Source organism: Streptomyces sp. NPDC002680 (genome assembly GCF_042889145.1).
GTDB classification, from domain to species: Bacteria; Actinomycetota; Actinomycetes; order Streptomycetales; family Streptomycetaceae; genus Streptomyces; species Streptomyces adonidis.
In genome coordinates, this window is sequence record NZ_JBIAQP010000007.1 from 34,915 (window position 1) to 56,638 (window position 21,724).

At 70.3% G+C, this 21,724-nt stretch carries 15 protein-coding genes; 6 read left to right on the forward strand and 9 right to left on the reverse strand.

Going from position 1 to position 21,724, the window contains the following annotated elements; genetic code table 11:
- Positions 1-10: 10 nt before the first annotated feature.
- Entirely contained in the window at positions 11-1,165 is a 1,155-nt protein-coding gene (gene dusB, locus ACFYXF_RS19260; RefSeq protein ID WP_389350800.1) for a tRNA dihydrouridine synthase DusB, read from the forward strand.
- A 198-nt stretch (positions 1,166-1,363) separates the two neighbouring features.
- On the opposite strand, the gene ACFYXF_RS19265 is transcribed toward dusB, so the two are convergent.
- The 3 genes from ACFYXF_RS19265 to ACFYXF_RS19275 all read right to left on the reverse strand — a co-directional run bounded on the left by ACFYXF_RS19265 (position 1,364) and on the right by ACFYXF_RS19275 (position 6,783).
- Positions 1,364-2,917: a CDP-alcohol phosphatidyltransferase gene (locus tag ACFYXF_RS19265; RefSeq protein ID WP_389350801.1), complete on the reverse strand. Its 1,554-nt coding sequence runs from the start codon at positions 2,915-2,917 to the stop codon at positions 1,364-1,366.
- A gap of 489 nt (positions 2,918-3,406) precedes the next feature.
- Complete coding sequence (locus ACFYXF_RS19270; protein WP_389350802.1) at positions 3,407-5,344, reverse strand: glycogen debranching N-terminal domain-containing protein; 1,938 nt, start codon at positions 5,342-5,344, stop codon at positions 3,407-3,409.
- Positions 5,341-6,783: an amylo-alpha-1,6-glucosidase gene (locus ACFYXF_RS19275; RefSeq protein WP_389350803.1), complete on the reverse strand. Its 1,443-nt coding sequence runs from the start codon at positions 6,781-6,783 to the stop codon at positions 5,341-5,343. The genes ACFYXF_RS19270 and ACFYXF_RS19275 overlap by 4 nt, the downstream gene beginning before the upstream one ends.
- A 120-nt stretch (positions 6,784-6,903) precedes the next feature.
- On the opposite strand from ACFYXF_RS19275, the gene ACFYXF_RS19280 reads away from it, so the two are divergent.
- Entirely contained in the window at positions 6,904-8,115 is a 1,212-nt protein-coding gene (locus ACFYXF_RS19280; protein WP_389350804.1) for an ROK family protein, read from the forward strand.
- A 434-nt stretch (positions 8,116-8,549) separates the two neighbouring features.
- The gene (gene ppdK, locus ACFYXF_RS19285; protein WP_389350805.1) at positions 8,550-11,270 is read left to right on the forward strand and encodes a pyruvate, phosphate dikinase; all 2,721 of its coding nucleotides are present in this window, start codon (positions 8,550-8,552) and stop codon (positions 11,268-11,270) included.
- A gap of 158 nt (positions 11,271-11,428) precedes the next feature.
- On the opposite strand, the gene ACFYXF_RS19290 is transcribed toward ppdK, so the two are convergent.
- Positions 11,429-13,780: an NACHT domain-containing protein gene (locus ACFYXF_RS19290; RefSeq protein WP_389350806.1), complete on the reverse strand. Its 2,352-nt coding sequence runs from the start codon at positions 13,778-13,780 to the stop codon at positions 11,429-11,431.
- Positions 13,781-13,978: 198 nt separating this feature from the next.
- A complete protein-coding gene (locus tag ACFYXF_RS19295) occupies positions 13,979-14,818 on the reverse strand; it encodes a helix-turn-helix domain-containing protein (RefSeq protein WP_389350807.1) in 840 nt (279 codons plus the stop codon).
- 113 nt (positions 14,819-14,931) lie between these two features.
- On the opposite strand from ACFYXF_RS19295, the gene ACFYXF_RS19300 reads away from it, so the two are divergent.
- On the forward strand, positions 14,932-15,552 hold the full coding sequence (locus ACFYXF_RS19300; RefSeq protein ID WP_389350808.1) for an NADPH-dependent FMN reductase: 621 nt from the start codon (positions 14,932-14,934) through the stop codon (positions 15,550-15,552).
- Positions 15,553-15,562: 10 nt separating this feature from the next.
- On the opposite strand, the gene ACFYXF_RS19305 is transcribed toward ACFYXF_RS19300, so the two are convergent.
- Positions 15,563-16,231, reverse strand: a complete 669-nt coding sequence (locus ACFYXF_RS19305) for a nitroreductase (protein WP_389350809.1) — start codon at positions 16,229-16,231, stop codon at positions 15,563-15,565.
- 126 nt (positions 16,232-16,357) lie between these two features.
- On the opposite strand from ACFYXF_RS19305, the gene ACFYXF_RS19310 reads away from it, so the two are divergent.
- Positions 16,358-17,011: an FMN-dependent NADH-azoreductase gene (locus ACFYXF_RS19310; protein WP_389350810.1), complete on the forward strand. Its 654-nt coding sequence runs from the start codon at positions 16,358-16,360 to the stop codon at positions 17,009-17,011.
- Positions 17,012-17,088: 77 nt separating this feature from the next.
- Here ACFYXF_RS19310 and ACFYXF_RS19315 read toward each other — a convergent pair whose 3' ends face one another.
- Entirely contained in the window at positions 17,089-17,580 is a 492-nt protein-coding gene (locus ACFYXF_RS19315; RefSeq protein ID WP_389350811.1) for a MarR family winged helix-turn-helix transcriptional regulator, read from the reverse strand.
- A gap of 215 nt (positions 17,581-17,795) precedes the next feature.
- Here ACFYXF_RS19315 and ACFYXF_RS19320 point away from each other — a divergent pair, with 215 nt between their 5' ends.
- Positions 17,796-19,715, forward strand: a complete 1,920-nt coding sequence (locus ACFYXF_RS19320) for a glycoside hydrolase family 3 protein (RefSeq protein WP_389350812.1) — start codon at positions 17,796-17,798, stop codon at positions 19,713-19,715.
- 8 nt (positions 19,716-19,723) lie between these two features.
- On the opposite strand, the gene ACFYXF_RS19325 is transcribed toward ACFYXF_RS19320, so the two are convergent.
- Positions 19,724-20,320 carry a hypothetical protein gene (locus ACFYXF_RS19325; protein ID WP_389350813.1) on the reverse strand — a complete coding sequence of 199 codons (597 nt, stop codon included), beginning with the start codon at positions 20,318-20,320 and terminating at the stop codon, positions 19,724-19,726.
- Between the two features lie 71 nt (positions 20,321-20,391).
- Positions 20,392-21,552 (reverse strand): alkaline phosphatase PhoX, encoded by a 1,161-nt coding sequence (locus ACFYXF_RS19330; RefSeq protein WP_389351197.1) that lies wholly within the window; start codon positions 21,550-21,552, stop codon positions 20,392-20,394.
- Positions 21,553-21,724: the final 172 nt, after the last annotated feature.

Below are 21,724 nucleotides of genomic sequence, written 5' to 3' on the forward strand. Positions count from 1 at the left end.
GAATGACCCAATGTCCACGCCCACGACCTTGCTCGCCGGCCCGCTCTCCGTCGGCCCGCACACCGTCACGCCGCCCGTCGTCCTCGCCCCCATGGCCGGGATCACGAACGCGCCCTTCCGCACCCTGTGCAGGGAGTTCAGCGGCGGCAAGGGTCTGTTCGTCAGCGAGATGATCACGACCCGGGCGCTGGTCGAACGCAACGAGAAGACCATGCAGCTGATCCACTTCGACGCGACCGAGAAGCCGCGCTCGATCCAGCTGTACGGCGTCGACCCGGCGACCGTCGGCAAGGCCGTCCGCATGATCGCGGAGGAGGGCCTGGCCGACCACATCGACCTCAACTTCGGCTGCCCGGTCCCGAAGGTGACGAGGAAGGGCGGCGGGTCGGCCCTCCCGTACAAGCGGAACCTGCTCCGCGCGATCCTGCGCGAGGCGGTGTCCGGCGCCGGGGACATCCCGGTCACCATGAAGATGCGCAAGGGCATCGACGACGACCACATCACCTACCTCGACGCCGGCCGGATCGCGGTCGAGGAGGGCGTGACGGCGATCGCCCTGCACGGCCGTACGGCCGCCCAGCACTACGGCGGCACGGCGGACTGGGAGGCGATCGCCCGCCTCAAGGAGCACGTGCCGGAGATCCCCGTGCTCGGCAACGGCGACATCTGGTCGGCGGAGGACGCGCTGCGGATGGTCCGGGAGACGGGCTGCGACGGGGTGGTGGTCGGGCGCGGGTGCCTCGGCCGTCCGTGGCTGTTCGCGGATCTGGTGGCCGCGTTCGAGGGCCGTACGGAGGCCATCGCCCGCCCGACGCTCCGCGAGGTCGCCGACATCATGGTCCGGCACGCGACGCTGCTCGGTGAGTGGATCGGGGACGAGGCGCGCGGGGTCATCGACTTCCGCAAGCATGTCGCCTGGTACCTGAAGGGGTTCGCGGTCGGCAGCGAGATGCGGAAGCGCCTTGCGATCACGTCGTCGTTGGAGGAACTCCGGGTTGGGCTGGACGAGTTGGACCTCGACCAGGCCTGGCCGCTCGGTGCGGATGGTCCTCGGGGGCGTACGTCCGGCAACAACCGGGTGGTGTTGCCGGACGGGTGGTTGAAGGATCCGTATGACTGCGCGGGTGTGAGTGAGGATGCGGAGTTGGATACGTCTGGGGGATGAGTTCTTTGTCTGCGGGTGCGCTGTGGCTGATCGCGCAGTTCCCCGCGCCCCTTTGGGGCGCTCCTCCAGCCCGTCCGGCGTTTGAGGACGAGGCCGTTCAGGCCGACAGCGGGGGTCTGGGGGCGCAGCCCCCAGAAGGATGGGAACGGGTAGGGGCGGCGGGGGCGAGAAACACCCCCCCCCGCCGGCTCAGCCCGATCACGGATGCGGCGTTGAGCCGTACGCCGTGAGGAACTTGTCCCGGAAGGAACTCATCTTCCACACCGGGGCGTCGTGGGCCGGGCGCAGGCCGTCCGTCCAGTTCCAGTCGGCGATCTTGTCGAGGATCTTCGGGTCCTTGGCCACGACCGACACCGGGACGTCGCGGCTGGCGTTGCTGCCGCTGACCCGGGACATGGGCTGGTGGTCGCCGAGGAAGACGAGGACGGTGTCGTCGGTGCCGTAGCGGGTGAGCCAGTCGACGAGACTGGTCACCGAGTACTGGATCGACTTGCCGTACTCCTGCTTGGCCGCGGTGCCGTCGTACAGGACGTCCTTCGGGTCCTTGCCCGCCTTCTGGATCGAGTCGAACACCGAGCCGTCGCCGAGCTGGTCCTGCGGGACCGTCTTCGGAAGGGGCGCCCACGGCTGGTGACTCGAGGTCAGGATGATCTCGGACATCAGCGGCTTGGCGCTCTTCTTGCCGTGCTCCAGGCGCTGGAAGGCCTCCAGCGTGTACTGGTCCGGCATGGTCGACCAGCTGAACTTCGGTCCCTTGTAACCGAGATCCTTCGACGAGTAGTTCTTCTCCAGGCCGTAGAACTTCGACTCCGGCCAGCCCTTCTGCACGCCCGGCATCACACCGATCGTCCGCCAGTCGCCGGTGCGCCGGAAGACCTCGGGGAGGGTGAGCCGGTCACTGTTGACCAGGGTGTTGTAGCGCTGCTGGTTGTTGATCCACAGGCCCGACAGGAACGTGGAGTGGCCGAGCCAGCTGTTGCCGCCGAACGTGGCCGACGTCAGCCAGCCGCTCTTCGCGGCGAAACCGGCGTCCGTCAGGGCCTGCGTGCTGTCCGCGAGCGTCTTGTCGACACCGGGCGACATGATCGGGTCCTCGATCGCGCTGCGGCCGTAGCTCTCGATGAACGTGAAGATGACGTCCTTGCCGCGCAGGTCCGGCACCAGCTGGTCGCCGGGCGTCTTGGCGAAGGGGTCGTTCTTGGCGAACTTCGCGAACGCCGCCTCGTCGCGGAAGGTGTCGCTCGCCCGCCGCAGATGCACCTTCACGACGCCGGCGGTGTGGTCCGAGGCGATGGGCACCCCGCCGATGCTGAGCCCGAGGGACATGCAGGTGATCCAGACGGTGCCCGCGATGAGCGTGGCCTTGGTGGCGACGGTGTTGTTGCGGGCGAGCAGGTTGCTGAGCCGCACGCACGCGAAGGCCGTGCCGATCGGCAGGAGCAGCGTCAGCAGGATCACGAGGAGGGTGACGGCGATCGACCCCGTCGTACCGATGGCGTCGGAGATGTACGACTGGGCGTCGTCCAGGAGCACCCAGTCCAGCACGACGTTGAAGTGCCGGCCCAGGAACTCGACGAACCCCATGTCCAGCAGGTTCAGCACGGTCAGCGCACCGAGGAACGCGCCGATGCACGCCGCGGTGATCACCCGTGGCCGACGCGGCATCGCGAGCAGTACGACGGCCGCGACGATCGCCTCCGCGGGGAGCCGCAGGAACTCCGTTATCCGGAAGTTGCCCACGGTGTTCGGCATCTGGAGGGCGAACAGTACGAGGAGTACGGAGAGGGCGGTTGCCGCCCAGCTGAGGTTCCGGGCGGCGGTGGGACGCCGGGTTCGCCAGTTGGGTTTGGTGGGTTGGGCCGGCTTCTCGGCTGAGTCCGAGTCCGCGTCCGAGTCCGGGTCGGTTGAAGTGGCCGAGTCTGCCGGTAGTGGTCGGCTGTCCGCCGTGGGGGCTTCTCGCGCAGTTCCCCGCGCCCCTTCGGGGCCCGTCTCTGTGACCGGGGATTCCTCAGCAGGCGTCGCCTCAGCCGCTGTATCAGTCGATGGGTTGATGCGCGTGAACAGAGGCACCCCGAAGGTCCTTCCGTGTGGAGCCCGTGCAGGAGCGGCGGACCCGGGCGCGGGAGCCTGGGTCCGCCACCATCCCGTACGGCGGGCCCTCGGCCTCCGTTCAGCCTCCGCGCCCAAGCACCCGGCAAACACCGGGCAAACGCCTCACCAAGCGACCGGACTCACACCCCCTCAGGCGCCCCCGACCGCCGTGAGCAGCGCCAACGGGGCCGCCGCCGAGCGGGATTCGCGTACGCACGCGTGCGGGTACGGCACCGGCTCCCCATGGGTGTCGCGACCGTAACCGGCGAGGACCTCGGGGAGACGGTGACCGGTCGCGGTCGCCGCGTCGACCAGGGCGTGGGCGACCGTACGGGCCTCGTCGTGCAGGCCGTACCGCGAAAGGCCCAGCGTGATCAGGGCGTTGTCGTGCGGCCAGACCGAACCCCGGTGGTAGGAGAGGGGGTGGTAGGCCGACTGGCCCGACGCCAGCGTCCGTACGCCCCAGCCCGAGAAGAAGTCCGGCTCCAGCAGGCGCCGGCCGACCTTCTCCCCGTACTCCTTGTCCAGCAGCCCCGACCAGAGCAGATGGCCCGCGTCCGAGGCCAGCGCGTCGACCTGGTTGCCCTCGCCGTCGAGCGCCAGTGCCGGGAAGGAGTGCTCCGGCATCCAGAAGTCCCGCTGGAAACGGTCCCGGAGGTCGCCCGCCGCCTGTTCGAGGAGGGCTGCGTACGTCTCGTCCTCCCACACCGTGCGCGCGACCCACGCCGTGCGGCGCAGCGCGTCGTACGCGTACCCCTGGGCCCCCGCCGCCATCACCGGGCCGCTTGCGCGGGTGCCGTCGGCCGAGCAGATGGCGCCGGGGGAGTCCTTCCAGTTCTGGTTGGCGAGGCCGCCCTGGTCGGCCCGGTAGACCAGATAGCCGCGTGACGTCAGGCCGCCGTGGTCCAGCATCCAGCCGATCGCCGCGCGGGCGTTGGCCTCCAGGCGGCGGGCCAGGGCCGTGTCGCCGGTCTGTTCCACGTATGCCCCGAGGAGGACCAGGAACAGGGGTGTCGCGTCCACCGAGCCGTAGTAACGCCCGTACGGCACCTGCCCGAAGTGCGCCAGCTCGCCGTGCCGTACCTCGTGCACGATCTTGCCCGGCTGGGCCACCGAGTCCGGGCCGACCTCCGTCGCCTGGGTCGCGGCGAGTGCCGGGAGCGTGGCGGCGGCGAGTTGGGGGCGGTACGGGAGTGCGAAGAGGGAGGTCAGGAGTGCGTCCCGGCCCAACAGGGTGAGGAACCAGGGGGCTCCCGCCGCCGGTACGCGCAACTCCTCGCCGTCCGGGCCCGTCGCGGGGACCTGGAGTGCCGCCAGATCGGAGAGGCCGCGTGCGCAGGCCGCCGCCAACTCCGGCCAGCCGGTGGGGAATGCGACGCCCTCGACGAACTCCCCTTCCAGGGCGAGGAGATGGTCGTTCGCGGCTGCGGGGGATACGGGGACCTGCGGTTCCTGCGTCGCTCCGTGCGGGCGGGCCGCCACGCGCAGCGCCAGCTCCGCCGAGCCGTGCGGCTCCAACTCCAGTGTCCAGACCAGGCGTCGGGCACCCGTGCCGGTCTCCTCGACACCGTCGGGAGCGGGCTCCGCGGTGACCGTCGTACGCGACTGCCACTCACCGCGCCGGTAGCTGAACTCGACGCCGTCGTCCCGGACTTCGCGCTTGCGGACCGCGCCGGACTTGACGTACGTACGGTGGTCGGAGCGCAGCTCGAACTGGTCCGTGAAGTCGGCGTCCGCCGTGACCGCGATCCGGACCGTCGTCGGCGTCGGACGGTTGCTGGTCACGCGCAGAGACTCGACGAACCCCCCGTCCCCTACGGCCTGTTCACGGAAGAGCGTGTACGCGGGCGGCTCCTGCCGGCCCCCACGCGGTACGAGCACACAGCGCGCGGTGTCCCCGTCGGCGACCGGGCTGAGCGTCTCGGGCACGGCGCCGTCGACGGTGAGCTGCCAACGGCTCAAGTGCCGTGCGTCGCGTACGAATAACCCGTCGGGGTTGCTGCCGCCGCGTACACCGCTGATGTCCCCGCCGTCGCCGACGGCCGCGAACGTCCCGCCGTGCACGAGCAGATGATGCCGGTCCGTCATCGCCGTTCGCCTCCCTTGTCACTCATCTCGCTCATGCCACTCATGTCGAACGCACCCCCGACACCGATGTCGGCGATGGGCTGTTGGTGGAGCAGATCCAGAGTCAGCGCGGCCGTCCAGCCGAAGCCGAGCGCCCCGCAGGCCTCGCCGGTGTACGGATCCACGTACTCCGCGAAGTCGGTGGCGTCGGCGGTCTCCAGCAGCGCCGTGCGCAGCGCGTCGGCGTGCGCCCGCTCGCCGTGCTGCCGCAGCCCGCGCTCCACCAGCCACCCGGTGTTGAACCAGGCAGGACCGCGCCAGTAACGGTGCGGGTCGAAGGCCTCGCCGAGCAGGTCGTACGACGGTACGAGGCGGGCGGCGCCGCCGAGTTCGAAGTGCGGCCCGCGCGCCGTACGGACGAGGGTGTCGGCGATGTCCCGGGGGAGCGTGGGGAGGAGGAGGGGGATGAGGCCGGAGACGCTGCGCTCGGGGATGAGCGAGCCGTCCCGTACGTCGCGGCAGAAGAACATGCCCTCCGCCGGGTCCCACAGCCGCTCCACCAGCGCCGCCGTCAGCCGCTCCGCGCGCGCGTGCCGTGCCGTCCCCGTCGCGCCCAGCTCGCGGGCGATCCTGGCCAGCGCGTGCTCGGAGGCGATCAGCAGCGCGTTGAAGGAGGGGTCCTCGACGGCGAACTCACTCGCGCCGTCCTCGTAACCGCCGTCCCTGTAGTCCGTCGCCAGCCGCACGTACCGCCCGTAGTCCAGATCCGTCGGGCGGTCCTCGGCGGCGCCGTGGTCGAGGTCGGCGCGGCGGAAGGAGCGGGCCGGGGCCGGGGTCACGCGGCTCAGCGGGGCGTCCCAGCAGGGGCTGTTGTCCATACCCTGTTCCCAGGGGTGCACGACCGACGCCAGACCGCCCCCGCCCAGGTCACGGCGGTGCAGCAGATAGCGGTGCCAGGCGGCGAGCCGCGGGTAGGCGCGGGCGAGGAAGCCGCGCGAGCGGGACAGCCCGGGGTCGGCCTGGTGCACCAGCCAGACGGCCAGCGCGTGCACCGGTGGCTGCACGATGCCGGACGTCTGTACGGTGCGCGGGGCGCCCGCAGCGCGCCCCGCGGTCGAGGAGCGCCAGAAGTCGGGGCTCGGGAAGTACGCGTCGAGCGGGACGGAGGGGTTGAAGACGATGTGCGGGATGCGTCCGTCGTCCCACTGGGCCGACAGCAGCGTCTCCAGCTCCGTCTGCGCACGCAGGGGTGAGAGATGGCGCAGGCCGATCGCGATGAACGCGGAGTCCCAGGACCACTGGTGCGGATACAGGCCGCGCGAGGGGACCGTCGAGCTGCCGGTCCAGTTGGCCTCCAGTACGTCCGCCGCTCTGACGTGCAGGGAATGTGTCGTAACGTCCGGTTCGTATACGACGGAGTGCGTCGCGGCGCGGGCGGTCAACTGGGCAGTGCGATCCACTCGGGGCTCCCCGAAGACGTTCGGCCTGACCAGTTCGGTCGCGGCCACCTTAGAGTTACGTCTATTTAACACGCAGAACTCAATATGTAATGCAAGCTTGAGAAACACAAGGGGGTGCGCATGAGTAGTCGTGCTCAGACGAGCGCGGGCGATCTGCTCGAACTGGTGCGCTCTGGGCGCGCCACGACTCGCGGTGCCCTGCAACAAGTGACGGGTCTCTCACGCGCGACCGTCGGCCACCGCCTGGACCGGCTGTTCCGCGCGGGCTGGCTGCGCGAGGGAGCCTCGGGCCCGGTCGACTCGCCGCTCGGCGGACGCCCCTCGATCACCCTGGAGTTCGACGACGCCCACGCCGTTGTCCTCACCGCCGATCTCGACACCCGTCATGCCCGCGCCGCCGTACTCACCCTCACGGGTGAACTCCTCGCGGAACACTCGGGTGTGCTGGCCGTCGACGACGGCCCCGACGCCGTACTCGGCGAGATCGGCCGCTGGTTCGCGGAACTCCTCACGAAGGCCGGCCACGGCCCGTCCGAGGTCTGCGGCATCGGCCTCGCGGTACCGGGCCCGGTCGACACGGACGCCGGCCGCGTCGTCCAGCCGCCGATCATGCCCGGCTGGGACGGCTACGACATACGCACCCGCCTGGCCCGCGCCCTCGCGGAACAGACGGGGGAGCCGGCCGCGGCGAACGTCCCGGTACTGGTGGACAACGACGCCAACCTCATGGCGTACGGCGAACAGCGCACCGGATACCCGGGCTGCTCGGCCTTCGTCCTCGTCAAGGTCTCGACGGGTATCGGCGCGGGGGTCGTGGTGGGCGGTTCCGTCTTCCGGGGCATCGACGGCGGCGCCGGGGACATCGGGCACATCCGGGTGCCGCAGGGCGCCGATGCGCTGTGCCGGTGCGGGTCGTACGGGTGTCTGGCCGCTGTCGCGAGCGGTGGCGCCGTGGCGCGACGGCTGGCCGAGGCCGGGGTTCCGGCGGCGTCGGGTTCTGACGTACGGGACCTGCTCGCGGCCGGGCACCCGGAGGCGGTCGCGCTCGCGCGGGAGGCGGGCCGGAGCGTGGGGGACGTACTCGCGACGGTGGTGACGCTGCTCAACCCCGGCGTGCTGATGATCGCCGGGGACCTGGCCGGTACGCCGTTCCTGACCGGCGTACGGGAACTGCTGTACCAGCGGGCGCTGCCGCGCTCGACCGCTCATCTGGACGTGGTGACGTCGAGGCTGGGGGAGCGGGCGGGGCTGGTGGGGGCCGGGGCGATGGTCGTCGAGCATCTGTACGCACCTGAGCGGGTGGAGGAGCGCTTGACGGCGCTCGGCGTGTGAACCGCGTCAACGGCTGAAGGGGCCTGTGACGGGGGTGTTTCCCTTTCGGGTCGGCGTCCGCATGGTGAAATCCCGTCGCTGGATCGTGCGTGATTCTCGCCACCCTTGATAGGGGTTGCGCTCAGATGAGCGGATCATGGGCGGCTGCACTTCTCAAAGGGTGGCACTGAGTGCCACCCTTTGATCGTTCATCGATAAAACTCAGACGTGTTGCCATCTGCTCATCTGAGCGACAAAATGGGCATGCGCCTGCCACTGTGTTCAAGAAGTGAAAACATGACGCTTCCACTGCTTGCCAAGCCTTGACTTTGGATCTGCTGGCGGACGGCTGGTTACAGGCGCATGACACGCAAGTGGACGTACCCAGACGCCTTCGATCTGGGTATGTTCCTCGCCGTCAGGGCAGCCACCGCGTCCCGAGGGAGTCGAGACCCGTGTCGGAAAACAAAGAACCCCACGTAGTCAAGTTCGTTTACGACTTCACCGAGGGAAACAAGGACCTCAAGGACCTCCTTGGTGGCAAGGGTGCGAACCTCGCCGAGATGACCAACCTGGGACTCCCCGTTCCTCCCGGCTTCACCATCACGACCGAAGCCTGCAAGACCTACCTCGACAGTGGCGACGAGCCGGCGGCACTGCGTGACGAGGTGAGCGCGCATCTCGCGGCGCTCGAAGAGGCCATGGGCAAGAAGCTCGGCCAGGCCGACAACCCCCTCCTCGTGTCCGTCCGTTCCGGGGCGAAGTTCTCGATGCCGGGCATGATGGACACGGTGCTGAACATCGGGCTCTCCGACAAGTCGGTGCAGGGCCTCGCCAAGCAGGCCGGTGACGAGCGCTTCGCGTGGGACTCGTACCGCCGCCTCATCCAGATGTTCGGCAAGACGGTCCTCGGGGTCGAGGGCGAGCTGTTCGAGGACGCGCTGGACGCGGCGAAGACGGCCAAGAAGGTCACGGTCGACACGGAGCTGGAGGCCGCGGACCTCAAGAAGCTGGTCACCAAGTTCAAGCGGATCGTCAAGACCGAGGCGGGCCGCGACTTCCCGCAGGACCCGCGCGAGCAGATGGACCTCGCGATCCACGCGGTCTTCGACTCCTGGAACACGGACCGCGCGAAGCTCTACCGCCGCCAGGAGCGCATCCCGCACGACCTCGGCACGGCGGTCAACGTCTGTTCGATGGTCTTCGGCAACCTCGGCCCCGACTCGGGCACGGGAGTCGCCTTCACCCGCGACCCGGCCAGCGGCCACCAGGGCGTGTACGGCGACTACCTGCAGAACGCGCAGGGCGAGGACGTGGTCGCCGGCATCCGCAACACGGTCCCGCTCGCCGAGCTGGAGCAGATCGACAAGAAGTCGTACGACCAGCTGATGAAGATCATGGACACGCTGGAGAACCACTACAAGGATCTCTGCGACATCGAGTTCACCATCGAGCGCGGCCAGTTGTGGATGCTCCAGACGCGCGTCGGCAAGCGCACGGCGGGCGCGGCCTTCCGTATCGCGACGCAGCTGGTGGACCAGGGCCTGATCGACGAGGCGGAGGCACTCCAGCGAGTGACCGGCGCCCAGCTCGCCCAGCTGATGTTCCCGCGCTTCGACGAGGAGTCGAAGGTCGCGCAGGTCGGCCGGGGCATCGCCGCCTCCCCGGGTGCGGCGGTCGGCAAGGCGGTGTTCGACTCGTACACCGCGGTGAAGTGGTCGCGTTCGGGCGAGAAGGTCATCCTGGTCCGCCGGGAGACCAACCCCGACGACCTCGACGGCATGATCGCGGCGGAGGGCATCCTGACGTCGCGGGGCGGCAAGACGTCCCACGCGGCGGTGGTCGCGCGCGGCATGGGCAAGACGTGTGTGTGCGGCGCGGAGGAGCTTGAGGTCGACACCAAGCGGCGCCGGATGACGGTCCCGGGCGGTCACGTCGTCGAGGAGGGCGACCTGATCTCGATCGACGGTTCGTCCGGCAAGGTCTACCTGGGCGAGGTCCCGGTGGTCCCCTCCCCCGTGGTGGAGTACTTCGAGGGCCGGATGCACGCGGGCGCCAACGACGCCGACGAACTGGTCGAGGCGGTCCACCGGATCATGGCCTTCGCGGACCGGAAGCGTCGCCTGCGGGTCCGGGCCAACGCGGACAACGCCGAGGACGCGATGCGGGCGCGGCGGTTCGGCGCGCAGGGCATCGGCCTCTGCCGTACGGAGCACATGTTCCTCGGCGACCGGCGCGAGCTGGTGGAACGCCTGATCCTGGCCGACACGGACACCGAGCGCGAGGAGTCCCTGAAGGCGCTTCTCCCGCTCCAGAAGCAGGACTTCGTAGAACTGTTCTCGGCGATGGACGGCCTCCCGGTGACGGTCCGCCTGTTGGACCCGCCGCTGCACGAATTCCTGCCGGACATCACGGAGTTGTCGGTACGAGTAGCCCTCGCCGAGTCCCGCAAGGACCCGCACGAGAACGAACTGCGCCTGCTCCAGGCGGTGCACCGCCTGCACGAGCAGAACCCGATGCTGGGCCTGCGAGGCGTACGCCTTGGCCTGGTCATCCCAGGCCTGTTCACGATGCAGGTCCGTGCCATCGCGGAGGCCGCGGCCGAACGCAAGAACGCGAAGGGCGACCCGCGCGCGGAGATCATGATCCCGCTCGTCGGCACCGTCCAGGAGCTGGAGATCGTCCGCGAGGAGGCCGACCAGGTCATCGCCGAGGTGGAGGCGGCGACGGGCACGCAGCTGAAGCTCGCCATCGGCACGATGATCGAGCTGCCGCGAGCCGCTCTGACGGCGGGCCAGATCGCGGAGGCGGCGGAGTTCTTCAGCTTCGGTACGAACGACCTGACCCAGACCGTGTGGGGCTTCAGCCGCGACGACGTCGAGGCCTCGTTCTTCACGGCGTACCTGGAGAAGGGCATCTTCGGCGTCTCCCCGTTCGAGACGATCGACCGCGACGGCGTAGGCGCGTTGGTCAAGTCGGCGGTGGAGGCGGGCCGGGCAACCCGCCCCGACCTGAAACTCGGCGTCTGCGGCGAACACGGCGGCGACCCGGAGTCGGTCCACTTCTTCCACGAGGTGGGCCTGGACTACGTCAGCTGCTCACCGTTCCGGATTCCGGTGGCGCGACTGGAGGCGGGGCGGGCGGCGTCCTCTTCGGCGGGGAGCGATCACCGGTAGGCCACAGGGCCCGTGTGCGCGGGCCTGTTGATCTCCGGGGCTGTCGTCGGTCAACCCGACCCTCAGCGACCTGACGGTGGCTCCGGTGCACGAGAAGAGGCGGCACCCCTGTGCGGGGGGTGCCGCCTCTTTGCGTGGCGGACGCGGACCGTGCCGCGTCACGGTTCGACGGGGCCCGTGGCAGCCGGGGCGGTGTCGGACGGTTCGGTCGGGCGGCGTTGGCCGGGGAGGCAGGGGGATTCGGTGAGGTGGTGCTGGATGCGGGCGTGGCGGAACTGGTGGACGGGGCCCACCTGGCGCAGGACACCCAGTCGGTGGGCGTCCGTCAGGAAGGACTGCAAGCGCCAGGGCAGCCGGGTGCGGACGGCGAGGACCAGTCTGGCCGCGAGGTAGTGCGGCCAGGAGGCGGCGGCCAGGGCCAGGGTCACTCCCAACAGGCCGACGGAAACGCAGTGTGGTTGTACGGCCGCTTCCATGACTGTGGGGAAGCCGGGCGGTACGGGCCTGTTGAGGAAGAGGGTCACGGCGGCGGCGAGGACGCTCAGCAGCAGAGCGGCGTAGGCGCCGTGGAGCAGGGTGATCCGGCGGTCGCCCCGGATCGACGACGGGGGTGTGGTGACGTCGTTGACGGTCACCGAGTTCCTGGTCCACTGCAGGGCGGCCAGTCCGATGCCCACGAGCAGGCCGATCGGGAGACTCGCGCTCCAGACGGCGGCCAACGCCGGGCGCTCGTCGTCGAAGAGCCAGTAGACGTTGAACGCCGCGCCGACGAGGAGGGCGACCCCGCAGGTACGGGCGGCGGCGTGGAGGAGCCGGCGGCGCCAGCGGAGGGTGGTGAAGGACGCCCGGCTCGGGGACGACGGCGGCACGGGCGGGCCGGTGGTCAGGAGGACGACCAGGAACACGAACGTCCCGTCGAACAGGCCGTCCAGCAGGTCGGAGGGCACGTCGGCCGGCCCCAGGGCGCCGACCGCCGCGTACCAGGTCTCCAGGACCACAGCGCCGGCCAGGGCCCCGCACACCGCCGTGACGCATGCTGTCGGGATGCCCCGGCGAGGCAGGGCCGCCGCCACGCACACCATGCAGAACGCCATGGCGGCGAACGTGGAGACGTAGTCCGCACCGGGGAACGGCGCGTTGTCCGTCAGCCCCTCGCTGAACTTCTCGGCCGTGGTCCACAGGAGCGGCACGGCGCTCGCGACCGCCGCCGCCAGGCTCCAGAGGAGCGCCCGGCTCCAGGTTCTGGTCAGTACGGGTACCGAGCGGTACAGCTGCCACCAGGCAAGGTCGTGCGTGCCCTGCGCGGTCAGACACCGGGCGAGGTGGGTGAGGTATCGCTGGGCCCGGTCCGGGTCCCAACGGCGGCTGCCGGGGTCGGCGGCGTGGGCGCGCCCGTAGAGCGCCGGGACGAGTCTGTCGAGGAGGTGGTGCTCGACGGCGGCGGAGGTGGGGAAGCGGGCGGGGTCGGCGAGTTCGGCAGGATCGGCGCCGGCCGCGTCGGCGTACACCGATCGGGCCAGGACCACCATCAGCGGGCTGGTCAGGGCCTGGGCCACCGGGCCTTCGGGGTGGTCCCGCAGATGGTCGGCGAGGATCGTCCAGCGGTGGCCGCGGCCGGGCTGGGCGGCGAGCCGCAGCAGGGCCACCGCGTCGTCGTGGCGGACCGGTGCGGGTTCGATCACGGCGCTGCCCGCCAGCACGCCGGCCTGTGCCACGGCACTGACGTAGTTGGCGGTACGGCAGGTGAGCACCAGCGGGGCGTCCGTGGCGTAGCCGTGGTTCAGCGCCGTGAGAACCGCGGCCTGGCCGGCGGCCGGGAGTTCGTCCAGTCCGTCGAGTACGGGCAGGATCCGGCCGTCGGCCAGCAGATCCCGTACGGCCGTCGGCCCGTAGGCCTCTGTGTCGGCCAACGCCGAGCAGTCCGCCGTGATCCTGCGGCGCAGCCATTCTCCCGGGCCTTCCCGCGCGGGGTCGAACGACGCGAGCGAGAGGAGGACCGGCACCGGGTCGCCCTCCGCGCGGGAACGCAGCAGCCCGAGCGTCAGGAGGACGGCGAAGGTGCTCTTCCCCGACCCGGCCGCACCGATGACGACGAGCCGACGGCGCGGCAGCGCACGAAACGCGCGGGCCAGGTTCTCCGGTTCGTCCGCCCGGCAGTCGACGGGATCACCCACCAGCTCCCGATGATCCCCCACACCGGGCAACAAGCTGTCGGACCAGGCCACCGGGAGCGGCGCCGGATCGAACAGCTGGCGCAGCGTGGCTTCTTCCTCCCACTGGCGCAGCACCAGGCGTGCCAGATCCTTCGCGGCCTCGTCCACCTGGTCGGCGCCGCTGTGGGCCCGCCCGTTGCGCCGGGCCCACGCCGCCAGCAGCGCGATCACGCCGACGGAGCCCAGCACGGAGGCGGCGTTCCCCGCGTCCGAGACGCCCTTGTACCAGCACAACAGACCGAGCCCGGCCACCAGCCCGGCGCCCAGCACCCACACCACGCCCCAGCGCCACCGCACCCATGCCCCCGTCGTCCACGCACGACCCGCCCCCGCACGAGGACCAACGACCCACCACCCACGCCGGTCACCGGCCGGGGCCGGGGCTTGGGGCGCAAGGCGCAAACGCCGTCGCGTGTGAGCGGGCGCATGCGCCTTGCGCCGCCAGGCATCAACGGGGGAGTTGTCCAGGGGCCGTTGGGTTTTCCCCGGCGCGAGTCAGGAGATGGCCCGGAGCGCGCCGTGTCGGGACTGGTGGGCGAGCTGGTCGACGGCCTCGGCGGTCTGGGGGTCCGCCGGGAGGAAGATGATCAACTGCTGTGCTTCCGCGGTGAATTCGAGTGTCTCGCGGAGCAGTCGTAGCTCCTGGCCGGCCGGATGGGCGATGCGGAGGACGCCGCGCTGCGGGACCACGTGCCGGTTCAGGCGGCGGGTCAGGTCGGGGCCGGCCAGGGGTGCCAGGTCCGAGCGGAACCACTCGGAGTTCTCGGCGGAGGGGGCAAGCCACAGGTCGAAGGCCTGCTCGTCGGCGACCTCGTTCCAGTCGGCGAAGAAGGCGCGGGCGCGGGGGTCCGTGAAGACGTAGCGGGTGAGGTTCGGGGTCTCCGTGTCGAGCAGTCCGCTCGCGTTCATCACCGCGTCGTAGGTGGGGGTGTGGGCGAGGATGTCGCCCAGTCGGTTCGCCACCACCGCCATGCCCGGTTCCAGGAGGCGGAGTGTCCGCAGGACCGCGTCCCGTACCTGCCGGGACGGGGGCTCGGGGCGGGGGTGTGTGACGCATTCCCCGCCGGTGATCTTCGTGAGGTAGCGCAGATGGTCGCGCTCGGACGAGGAGAGGCTGAGTGCGTCGGCGAGGGCGTTGACCACCGCCACCGAGGGATTGCGGTCACGGCCCTGCTCGATACGGGTCAGGTACTCGACGCTGATGCCCGCGCGCACCGCGAGATCCTGCCGCCGCAGCCCCGGTGAGCGGCGGCGGCCCCGGTCCGGCAGGCCGAGTGTCGTCGGCTGGATGCTGTCGCGTTTGCTCCGGATGAAGTCCCCCAGCGGCGTACCCATGCCTTCGAGGATAGGGCGGGCCCGGCCGGTCACGGCAGGCTCAGGCTGGCCCTGCGGGGGCCAGCCTGAGTGCGGCCTGGCTGCGGCCGGGGGCCACCCCGATCGTGGTGGCCATGGACAACAACCAGGACAACAACAAGGGCGACCACCCGCACAGGCTGGTGATCGTCGTCGCGAGCGTCAGGGAAGGACGGTTCGGGCCCGTCGTGGCCTCCTGGGTCGCCGAACAGGCCCGTCTGCACGGCGGATTCGACGTGGACGTCCTCGATCTGGCCGGCTTCGAGATCCCGCTGTCGCTGCCCGCGGCGTCGCCGAAGTACGCCGGCGACGACTACCCGCGCCCGGCCGGGATGCGGCCACTGACCGCCGTACTGGAGAGCGCGGACGCGTTCGTCGTGGTCACACCGGAGTACAACCACAGCTACCCCGCCTCCCTGAAGGCGGCCATCGACTGGCACTTCACCCAGTGGACGGCCAAGCCCGTCGCCTTCGTCAGCTACGGGGGCGCGGCGGGCGGCCGGCACGCGGTCCTGCACCTGGAGAACGTGCTGACCGAACTGCACGCGGTGACGATCCGCGACGGCCTCGCCTTCCCGAACTACTTCACCGCCTGGCAGGACGGCCGTCCGAACGACCCCGATGCTCCCCGCTACGCCAAGACGCTGCTGGAGCAGCTGGCCTGGTGGGCGGGTGCGCTCAGGACCGCACGGGCGGCCACTCCCTACCCGGCTTAGAGGCGGGGGGTCAGCGGCCGTCCACGAACGTGACCGTCTCCGCGAGCGGTGCCCGGCCCGTGCGCGGATGGTCCACCGTGGCGTCCTCGAAGCCGATCGACATGCCGCAGAAGAGGAGCAGGTCCGTCGGCGGTGACACGACCTCCGCGACGGTCCTGTGGTACTTCGCCCACGCCATCTGCGTACAGCTGTGCAGCCCCTCGGCGCGCAGCAACAGCATCACCGTCTGCAGGTACATGCCGACGTCGGACCACTGGGCCGGGCCCATGTCGCGGTCGATGTAGCAGAACAGGGCGGCGGGCGCGCCGAAGCAGCCCCAGTTCGCGGAGGCCGCCCGCTGGCGTGCCTCCAGGTCGCCGCGCGGGATGCCGAGCGCGCCGTAGCGCTGCTCGCCGAAGGCGGAACGGCGGTTGCGGTACGGGGACTTCAGCACGGGCGGGTACTGCTCGTACTCCGGTTCGTCCCAGGGGTCGCCCGAGGCGACCCGTTCGCCGGCGCGCTTCTTGAGTTCGGCCAGTGGCGCGTCGGTCGCCACGTAGACGTGCCACGGCTGGAGGTTCGACGCGGACGGTGCCCAGGCCGCGCGGGCCATGACGCGCTCCAGGACCTCTCTCGGGACCGGCCTGTCGATGAATCCGCGCACCGCTCGTCGGCTGCTGACCGCCTCATGGACGTCCACGATCGTCTGCCTCTCGTTTGCTCGACGTGTTCAGCTCCGTTGCGATCGCGACGGTATCACTTGATACTTTCTCGTGTTTAACTATGGGTGAGAACAAGTCACATCGCCTATCCACAGGAGAAAGTCATGGCCACGCTGCTGCACATCGACTCGTCCGTGCTCCCGGGCGAGGCGTCCTCGTCCCGTTCGGTCGCGGCCGCCTTCCGCGGGGTCTGGGAGGAGCAGCACCCGGGCGGCACGGTGATCCACCGCGACCTCGCCGCCGACCCGGTCCCGCACATCACCGCCGCCGCCTGGACCGCCGGTCTCGCCGCGCCGGCCGCGCGTACGCCGGAGCAGGCCGCCGCGTTCGCCGTGCGCGAGACGCTCATCGGGGAACTGGAGCGGGCGGACGCCGTCCTGATCGGCGCCCCCATGTACAACTTCTCGATCCCGTCGACCCTGAAGGCGTGGGTCGACAACGTGTACCTGATCGGCCGCACCGCCGGCGAGACCCCGTCCGCCAAGGGCACCCCGGTCGTCGTGGTCGCCAGCCGGGGCGGCTCCTACGCGCCCGGCACCCCGCGCGAGGGCTTCGAGTTCGTACAGAACTACCTGGAGGCCGTCCTCCGCGACACCTTCGGCATGGACCTCGAATTCATCGTCCCGGAACTCACCCTGTCCACCCGGGTCCCGGCCATGTCCGACCTGATCCCGCTGTACGAGGCCTCCCGCGAGCGCGCCTTCGAGGACGCGGCGAGGAAGGCCAAGGAGGTCGCGGAGCGCGTCGCCGCCGCATAGGCCACCGGGTCATGGACGGACGTTGTACGACGCCTTCGCTCGGGGCGTCGTGCAACGTCCTCGTACAACGTCCTCGCCTACGCCTCGCCGCCCGACGGATGCGCGAACCGGGTCAGGAGATCCGCCAGTTGCCGGGCCTCGCCGGTTCCCAGGTCCGCGACCAGCCGCTCGGCCAGCGGCTCCGCCGCCACATGGGCCGCGTCGAAGAGTTCGACGCCCTGAGGCGTGATCTCCACCGCCCGTACCCGCCGGTCGCCCGGGACGGACTTCCGTACGGCCAGGCCCTTGCGCTCCAGGTCGTCCACGACCCGCATGATCCCCGCCTTGTCCGAACCCGTCGCCGCCACCAGGTCGCGCTGCACCGTGGGGCCGCGGTCGGCCAGCACGATCAGTACGGCGAAGTGCCGCAGCTCGATGCCGAGCGGGCGGAGCGCCTCCTCCATCACCGAGGCCGCCCGCCAGTGCGCCCGGCGCAACAACAGGCCGAGTGCGAAGGGCGAGACGTCCCCGGGGCGGTCGGTCACCCGTGCGGGGGAGGGGGCGGTTCCTTGGGGAACGTCGGCGGTCATGCGGTCACATTACCGCCATTGGCTCATTCGATACGGTCTCGTTTGAAATGAAATGACCGGCGGGAAGGATGGGGTCGGCGGGTGGGGTCGGCGGGTGTGATCGGTGAGGTGGACAGGACACCGATCGCGTCCCCTCCCCTCCTCCCTCAACAGCAGTCCGGCAGCGCACCTCCGCTCGTGCCGCAACGAGGCGGCCACGTTCAAGGAGCACCGACGTGAGACAACAGCACTCCGCAGCCCTGCTACTGGCCGCCGCGGCCCTGGTCGTCACGGCGATCCCGGCCTCGTCCGCCGTCGCCGAACCCGGCGCCTCGGCCCCGGCCCTCAGCAGTACGCAGCCGTACCTCGACCCCCGGCTGCCGGTGAAGCAGCGGGTCGCCGATCTGCTGGGCCGGATGACCCTCGCGGAGAAGGTCGGCCAGATGACCCAGGCCGAGCGGGGATCGGTCGAGAACGACAAGACGCAGATCACCAGCCTCGCCCTGGGTTCGCTGCTGTCCGGCGGCGGCTCGGTCCCCACGCCCAACACCCCCGAGGCGTGGGCGGACATGGTCGACGGCTACCAGTCGCACGCGCTCGCGAGCCGGCTGCGCATCCCGATCCTTTACGGCGTCGACTCCGTGCACGGCCACGGCAACCTGGTCGGCGCCACGATCTTCCCGCACAACATCGGCATGGGCGCCACCCGCGACACCGCGCTGGTCCGCGAGGCGGCGCACATCACCGCCACCGAGACCCGCGCCACGGGCCCGCAGTGGGTGTTCGCGCCCTGTGTCTGTGTCACCCGCGACGAACGCTGGGGCCGCTCCTACGAGAGCTTCGGCGAGGACCCGCGCCTCGTCTCCCGGATGACCACCGCCGTCGAGGGACTTCAGGGCGGCAGCACCAAGGACCGCGCCCGGAACGACCATGTCCTGGCCACCGTCAAGCACTACGCGGGCGACGGCGACACCACCTACGGCACGTCGACCACCGGCGACTACATCATCGACCGAGGCATCACGAAGACCAGCCACAAGCGCTTCGCCGAGATCGACCTGGCCCCCTACGTGACCGCCGTCCAGGTGCACGACGTCGGCAGCGTCATGCCCTCGTACTCCTCGGTGCAGTGGACCGACGTGCCCGGCAGCGAGCCGATCAGGATGAGCGCCCACAAGGAGCTGCTCACCGACGTCCTGAAGGAGAAGATCGGCTTCGACGGTTTCCTCATCAGCGACTGGGACGCCATCAGCGAGATCCCGGGCGACTTCGCCACCCAGGTCCGCACCTCCGTCAACGCGGGCATGGACATGTTCATGCAGCCGTACAACGCGCCCCAGTTCATCCAGGCCCTCACCGCCGAGGTGCAGGCCGGGCGCGTCAAGACGTCCCGGATCGACGACGCCGTCTCCCGCATCCTGAAGGCCAAGTTCGAACTCGGCCTGTTCGAGCACCCGTACACCGACCGCACCAACATCGGCACCATCGGCTCGGCCGCCCACCGTGCCGTGGCCCGCCGCGCGGTCGCCGAGTCCCAGGTGCTGCTGAAGAACGACAAGAAGGCACTGCCGCTCAAGCCCTCGCAGCGGCTCTACGTCGCCGGGGTCAACGCCAACGACCTCGGCAACCAGGCCGGCGGCTGGACCGTCACCTGGCAGGGACAGTCCGGCAACACCGCGTTCCCCGGCACCACCATCCTCCAGGGCATCCGGAAGACCGCGAAGAACGTCACGTACAGCGCGGACGCCAGTGCCCCCACCGCCGGTCACGACGTCGGTGTCGTCGTCATCGGCGAGACCCCCTACGCCGAGGGCGTCGGCGACGTGGGTGTCGGCGGCCACACGCTGAACCTCTCCGCGGCCGACCAGGCGAACATCGACCGCGTCTGCTCCGCCATCAGGACCTGCGTCGTCCTCGACGTGGCAGGGCGCACCCAGATCATCACCGGCCAACTGCCCAGGACCGACGCCTTCGTGATGTCCTGGCTCCCCGGCAGCGAGGGCGACGGGGTCGCCGACGTCCTCTTCGGCAAGCGCCCCTTCACCGGCAAACTGCCTGTCAGCTGGCCCCGCAGCGAGGCCCAGGAACCGATCAACGTCGGCGACCGGAACTACGACCCGCTCTTCCCCTACGGATACGGCCTGACGACCCCTTAGGAGTAGATCTAGGAGTAGATCATCGGACATCCGCGTCTGAGTGAGTGCTGTGCCGCCCGGAGGTACAGCGCCACGTAGAAGGACGCGTCCAGATCCTCGCTCCAGGGGCCCGGCGCGGCGGCGGACAGTTCCTTCGCCGCGCCGTCCAGGAACCAGCAGGTCAGCTCCAGGTTGTCGCACATCTCCGGGACCTCGGACAGCGGCAGCGCGACCGCCGCCGCCAGCTTCTCGGCGATCACCAGCACCTGCGGGGCGCCGGCTATCACCGTCGACTCGGAGTACGACGACTCGACCGGCAGCTCGATCTCCTCGTCCAGGGACACCGGCACCAGCACGGACCAGCCGCAGAGCAGCTCTGTCTCCGCGTCAGAGAGCCGCGCCCGGCACAGTGCCAGGAAGCTCTCCATCGACGGGACCATCTTCTCCTCGAAGGACTGGCCCGAACCACGTACGAACTCCGCCGCCACCGGCACGGACTCGTACGGTGGCAGCCCACGCCGGACCAACTCCGCGTTCAGCCCCGCGGCGATCTCCGCGTGCCCCTCCTCGTCCTCGTCCTCACTGAACCACTCCTCCGCACCGACATCGACCAGGTAAATGCCCATGACCGCAACGTACTGCGCACCACTGACAACGCCGGTGCGCAGTACGAAACGTATGAACGTACGACCGGCGGCTATGACCGGAACGGGCCCGTCACCTCGTACGTGATCCCGCCCGAAGAGCTGCCGCTCGTGCCCCGCTGGCTGGAGAAGTACAGACGGCTGCCGTTCGGGGAGAACGCCGGGCCCGTGATCTCCGAGCCCGACTGGCCGTCGATGCGGAGGAACGGGGCGATCACGTCGTCCGGCGTGATCACACAGATCTCCATGTTGCCGCCGTCCTCGGCCACGAACAGGTCGCCGGAGGACGTCCCGGTGATGTTGTCGACGCCGGTGAGCGGGGCCGTGCCCGAGGTGACGAGGGAGTCGTCGTACGCCAACTCATAAGTGTTCGTGAGGAGGTTGAGCTGCCAGACCCGGTTGTCGCCCTTCGTCGTGAACCAGACCTTGTCGTCGGCGTAGTGGCAACCCTCGCCGCCGTTGAAGGACTTGGAGCCGGAGACCTGGGTGCGCGTGGTCGTCGGAGAGCCGTCTGGGTCCGGGATCGTGGTCCAGGTGTACGAGCCCGAGGTCGCCGTGCCGGCCACCAGGACCTGGAGGGTGCCGGCCGACAGATCGCCCCAAGTCGTGGGAACGAAACGGTAGAAGCGGCCGTTCGTCTCGTCCTCCGTGAGGTAGACGACCTTGCGCACCGGGTCCGCTGCCGCCGCCTCGTGCTTGAAGCGGCCCATCGCCGCGCGCTGCGTCGCCGCGTTCGTGCCCCAGGGGTCGGTCTCGTAGACGTACCCCAGCGACACCTCCTCGCAGGACAGCCAGGTGTTCCAAGGGGTGCGTCCGCCCGCGCAGTTCTGGCGGGTGCCGGAGAGGATGCGGTACGCGGAGGTGACGGCTCCGGCCGACGAGAACCTGACCGCGCTCGCGCCGCCCGACGGGTTGATCTCCGAGTTGGAGACGTAGATCCAGCCGGTGCCGTCGGCGTAACAGGCCCCGCCGTCAGGGGCGTTGTGCCAGGTGTACGACGTTCCGCCGACCGTCTGGCCCGAGCGGGCGATCACCCGGCTGGTGAAGCCGGCGGGCAGTCTGATGCCGTTGGCGTCGGCCGCGGCGAGCGCTCCGTACGGGCCGGTGCCCGGCTGGGCGGGGGCCGCGTGGGCTGCCCCGCGCCACAGGGTGCCGCCGAAGACGGCCGCCGAACCGCCGATGACGGCGGCGCGCAGGAGGGTACGGCGTTCCACGTGTGCGTTGACTCGTGCGTCCACTCTCGCTCCAAGGGGGGTGGCGTGACGTGCCGTGACGTCAGGGACCCTAGGGCGACGGGGTGGAATTGTCATGTACGCGTGATGTCTCGTCGGTGGTCGTACGGGACGCTCCGGCCGCCGGGAGTTCGCCTCAAGGGAGGTGTCCGGC

What these genes read in the sequence shown, in the direction of transcription:
- dusB (WP_389350800.1), top strand. Translation starts at nt 11, where the DNA reads ATGTCCACGCCCACGACCTTGCTCGCCGGCCCGCTCTCCGTCGGCCCG.
- ACFYXF_RS19265 (WP_389350801.1), bottom strand. Translation starts at nt 2,917, where the DNA reads ATGCCGAACACCGTGGGCAACTTCCGGATAACGGAGTTCCTGCGGCTC.
- ACFYXF_RS19270 (WP_389350802.1), bottom strand. Translation starts at nt 5,344, where the DNA reads ATGACGGACCGGCATCATCTGCTCGTGCACGGCGGGACGTTCGCGGCC.
- ACFYXF_RS19280 (WP_389350804.1), top strand. Translation starts at nt 6,904, where the DNA reads ATGAGTAGTCGTGCTCAGACGAGCGCGGGCGATCTGCTCGAACTGGTG.
- ACFYXF_RS19295 (WP_389350807.1), bottom strand. Translation starts at nt 14,818, where the DNA reads ATGGGTACGCCGCTGGGGGACTTCATCCGGAGCAAACGCGACAGCATC.
- ACFYXF_RS19300 (WP_389350808.1), top strand. Translation starts at nt 14,932, where the DNA reads ATGGACAACAACCAGGACAACAACAAGGGCGACCACCCGCACAGGCTG.
- ACFYXF_RS19310 (WP_389350810.1), top strand. Translation starts at nt 16,358, where the DNA reads ATGGCCACGCTGCTGCACATCGACTCGTCCGTGCTCCCGGGCGAGGCG.
- ACFYXF_RS19315 (WP_389350811.1), bottom strand. Translation starts at nt 17,580, where the DNA reads ATGACCGCCGACGTTCCCCAAGGAACCGCCCCCTCCCCCGCACGGGTG.
- ACFYXF_RS19325 (WP_389350813.1), bottom strand. Translation starts at nt 20,320, where the DNA reads ATGGGCATTTACCTGGTCGATGTCGGTGCGGAGGAGTGGTTCAGTGAG.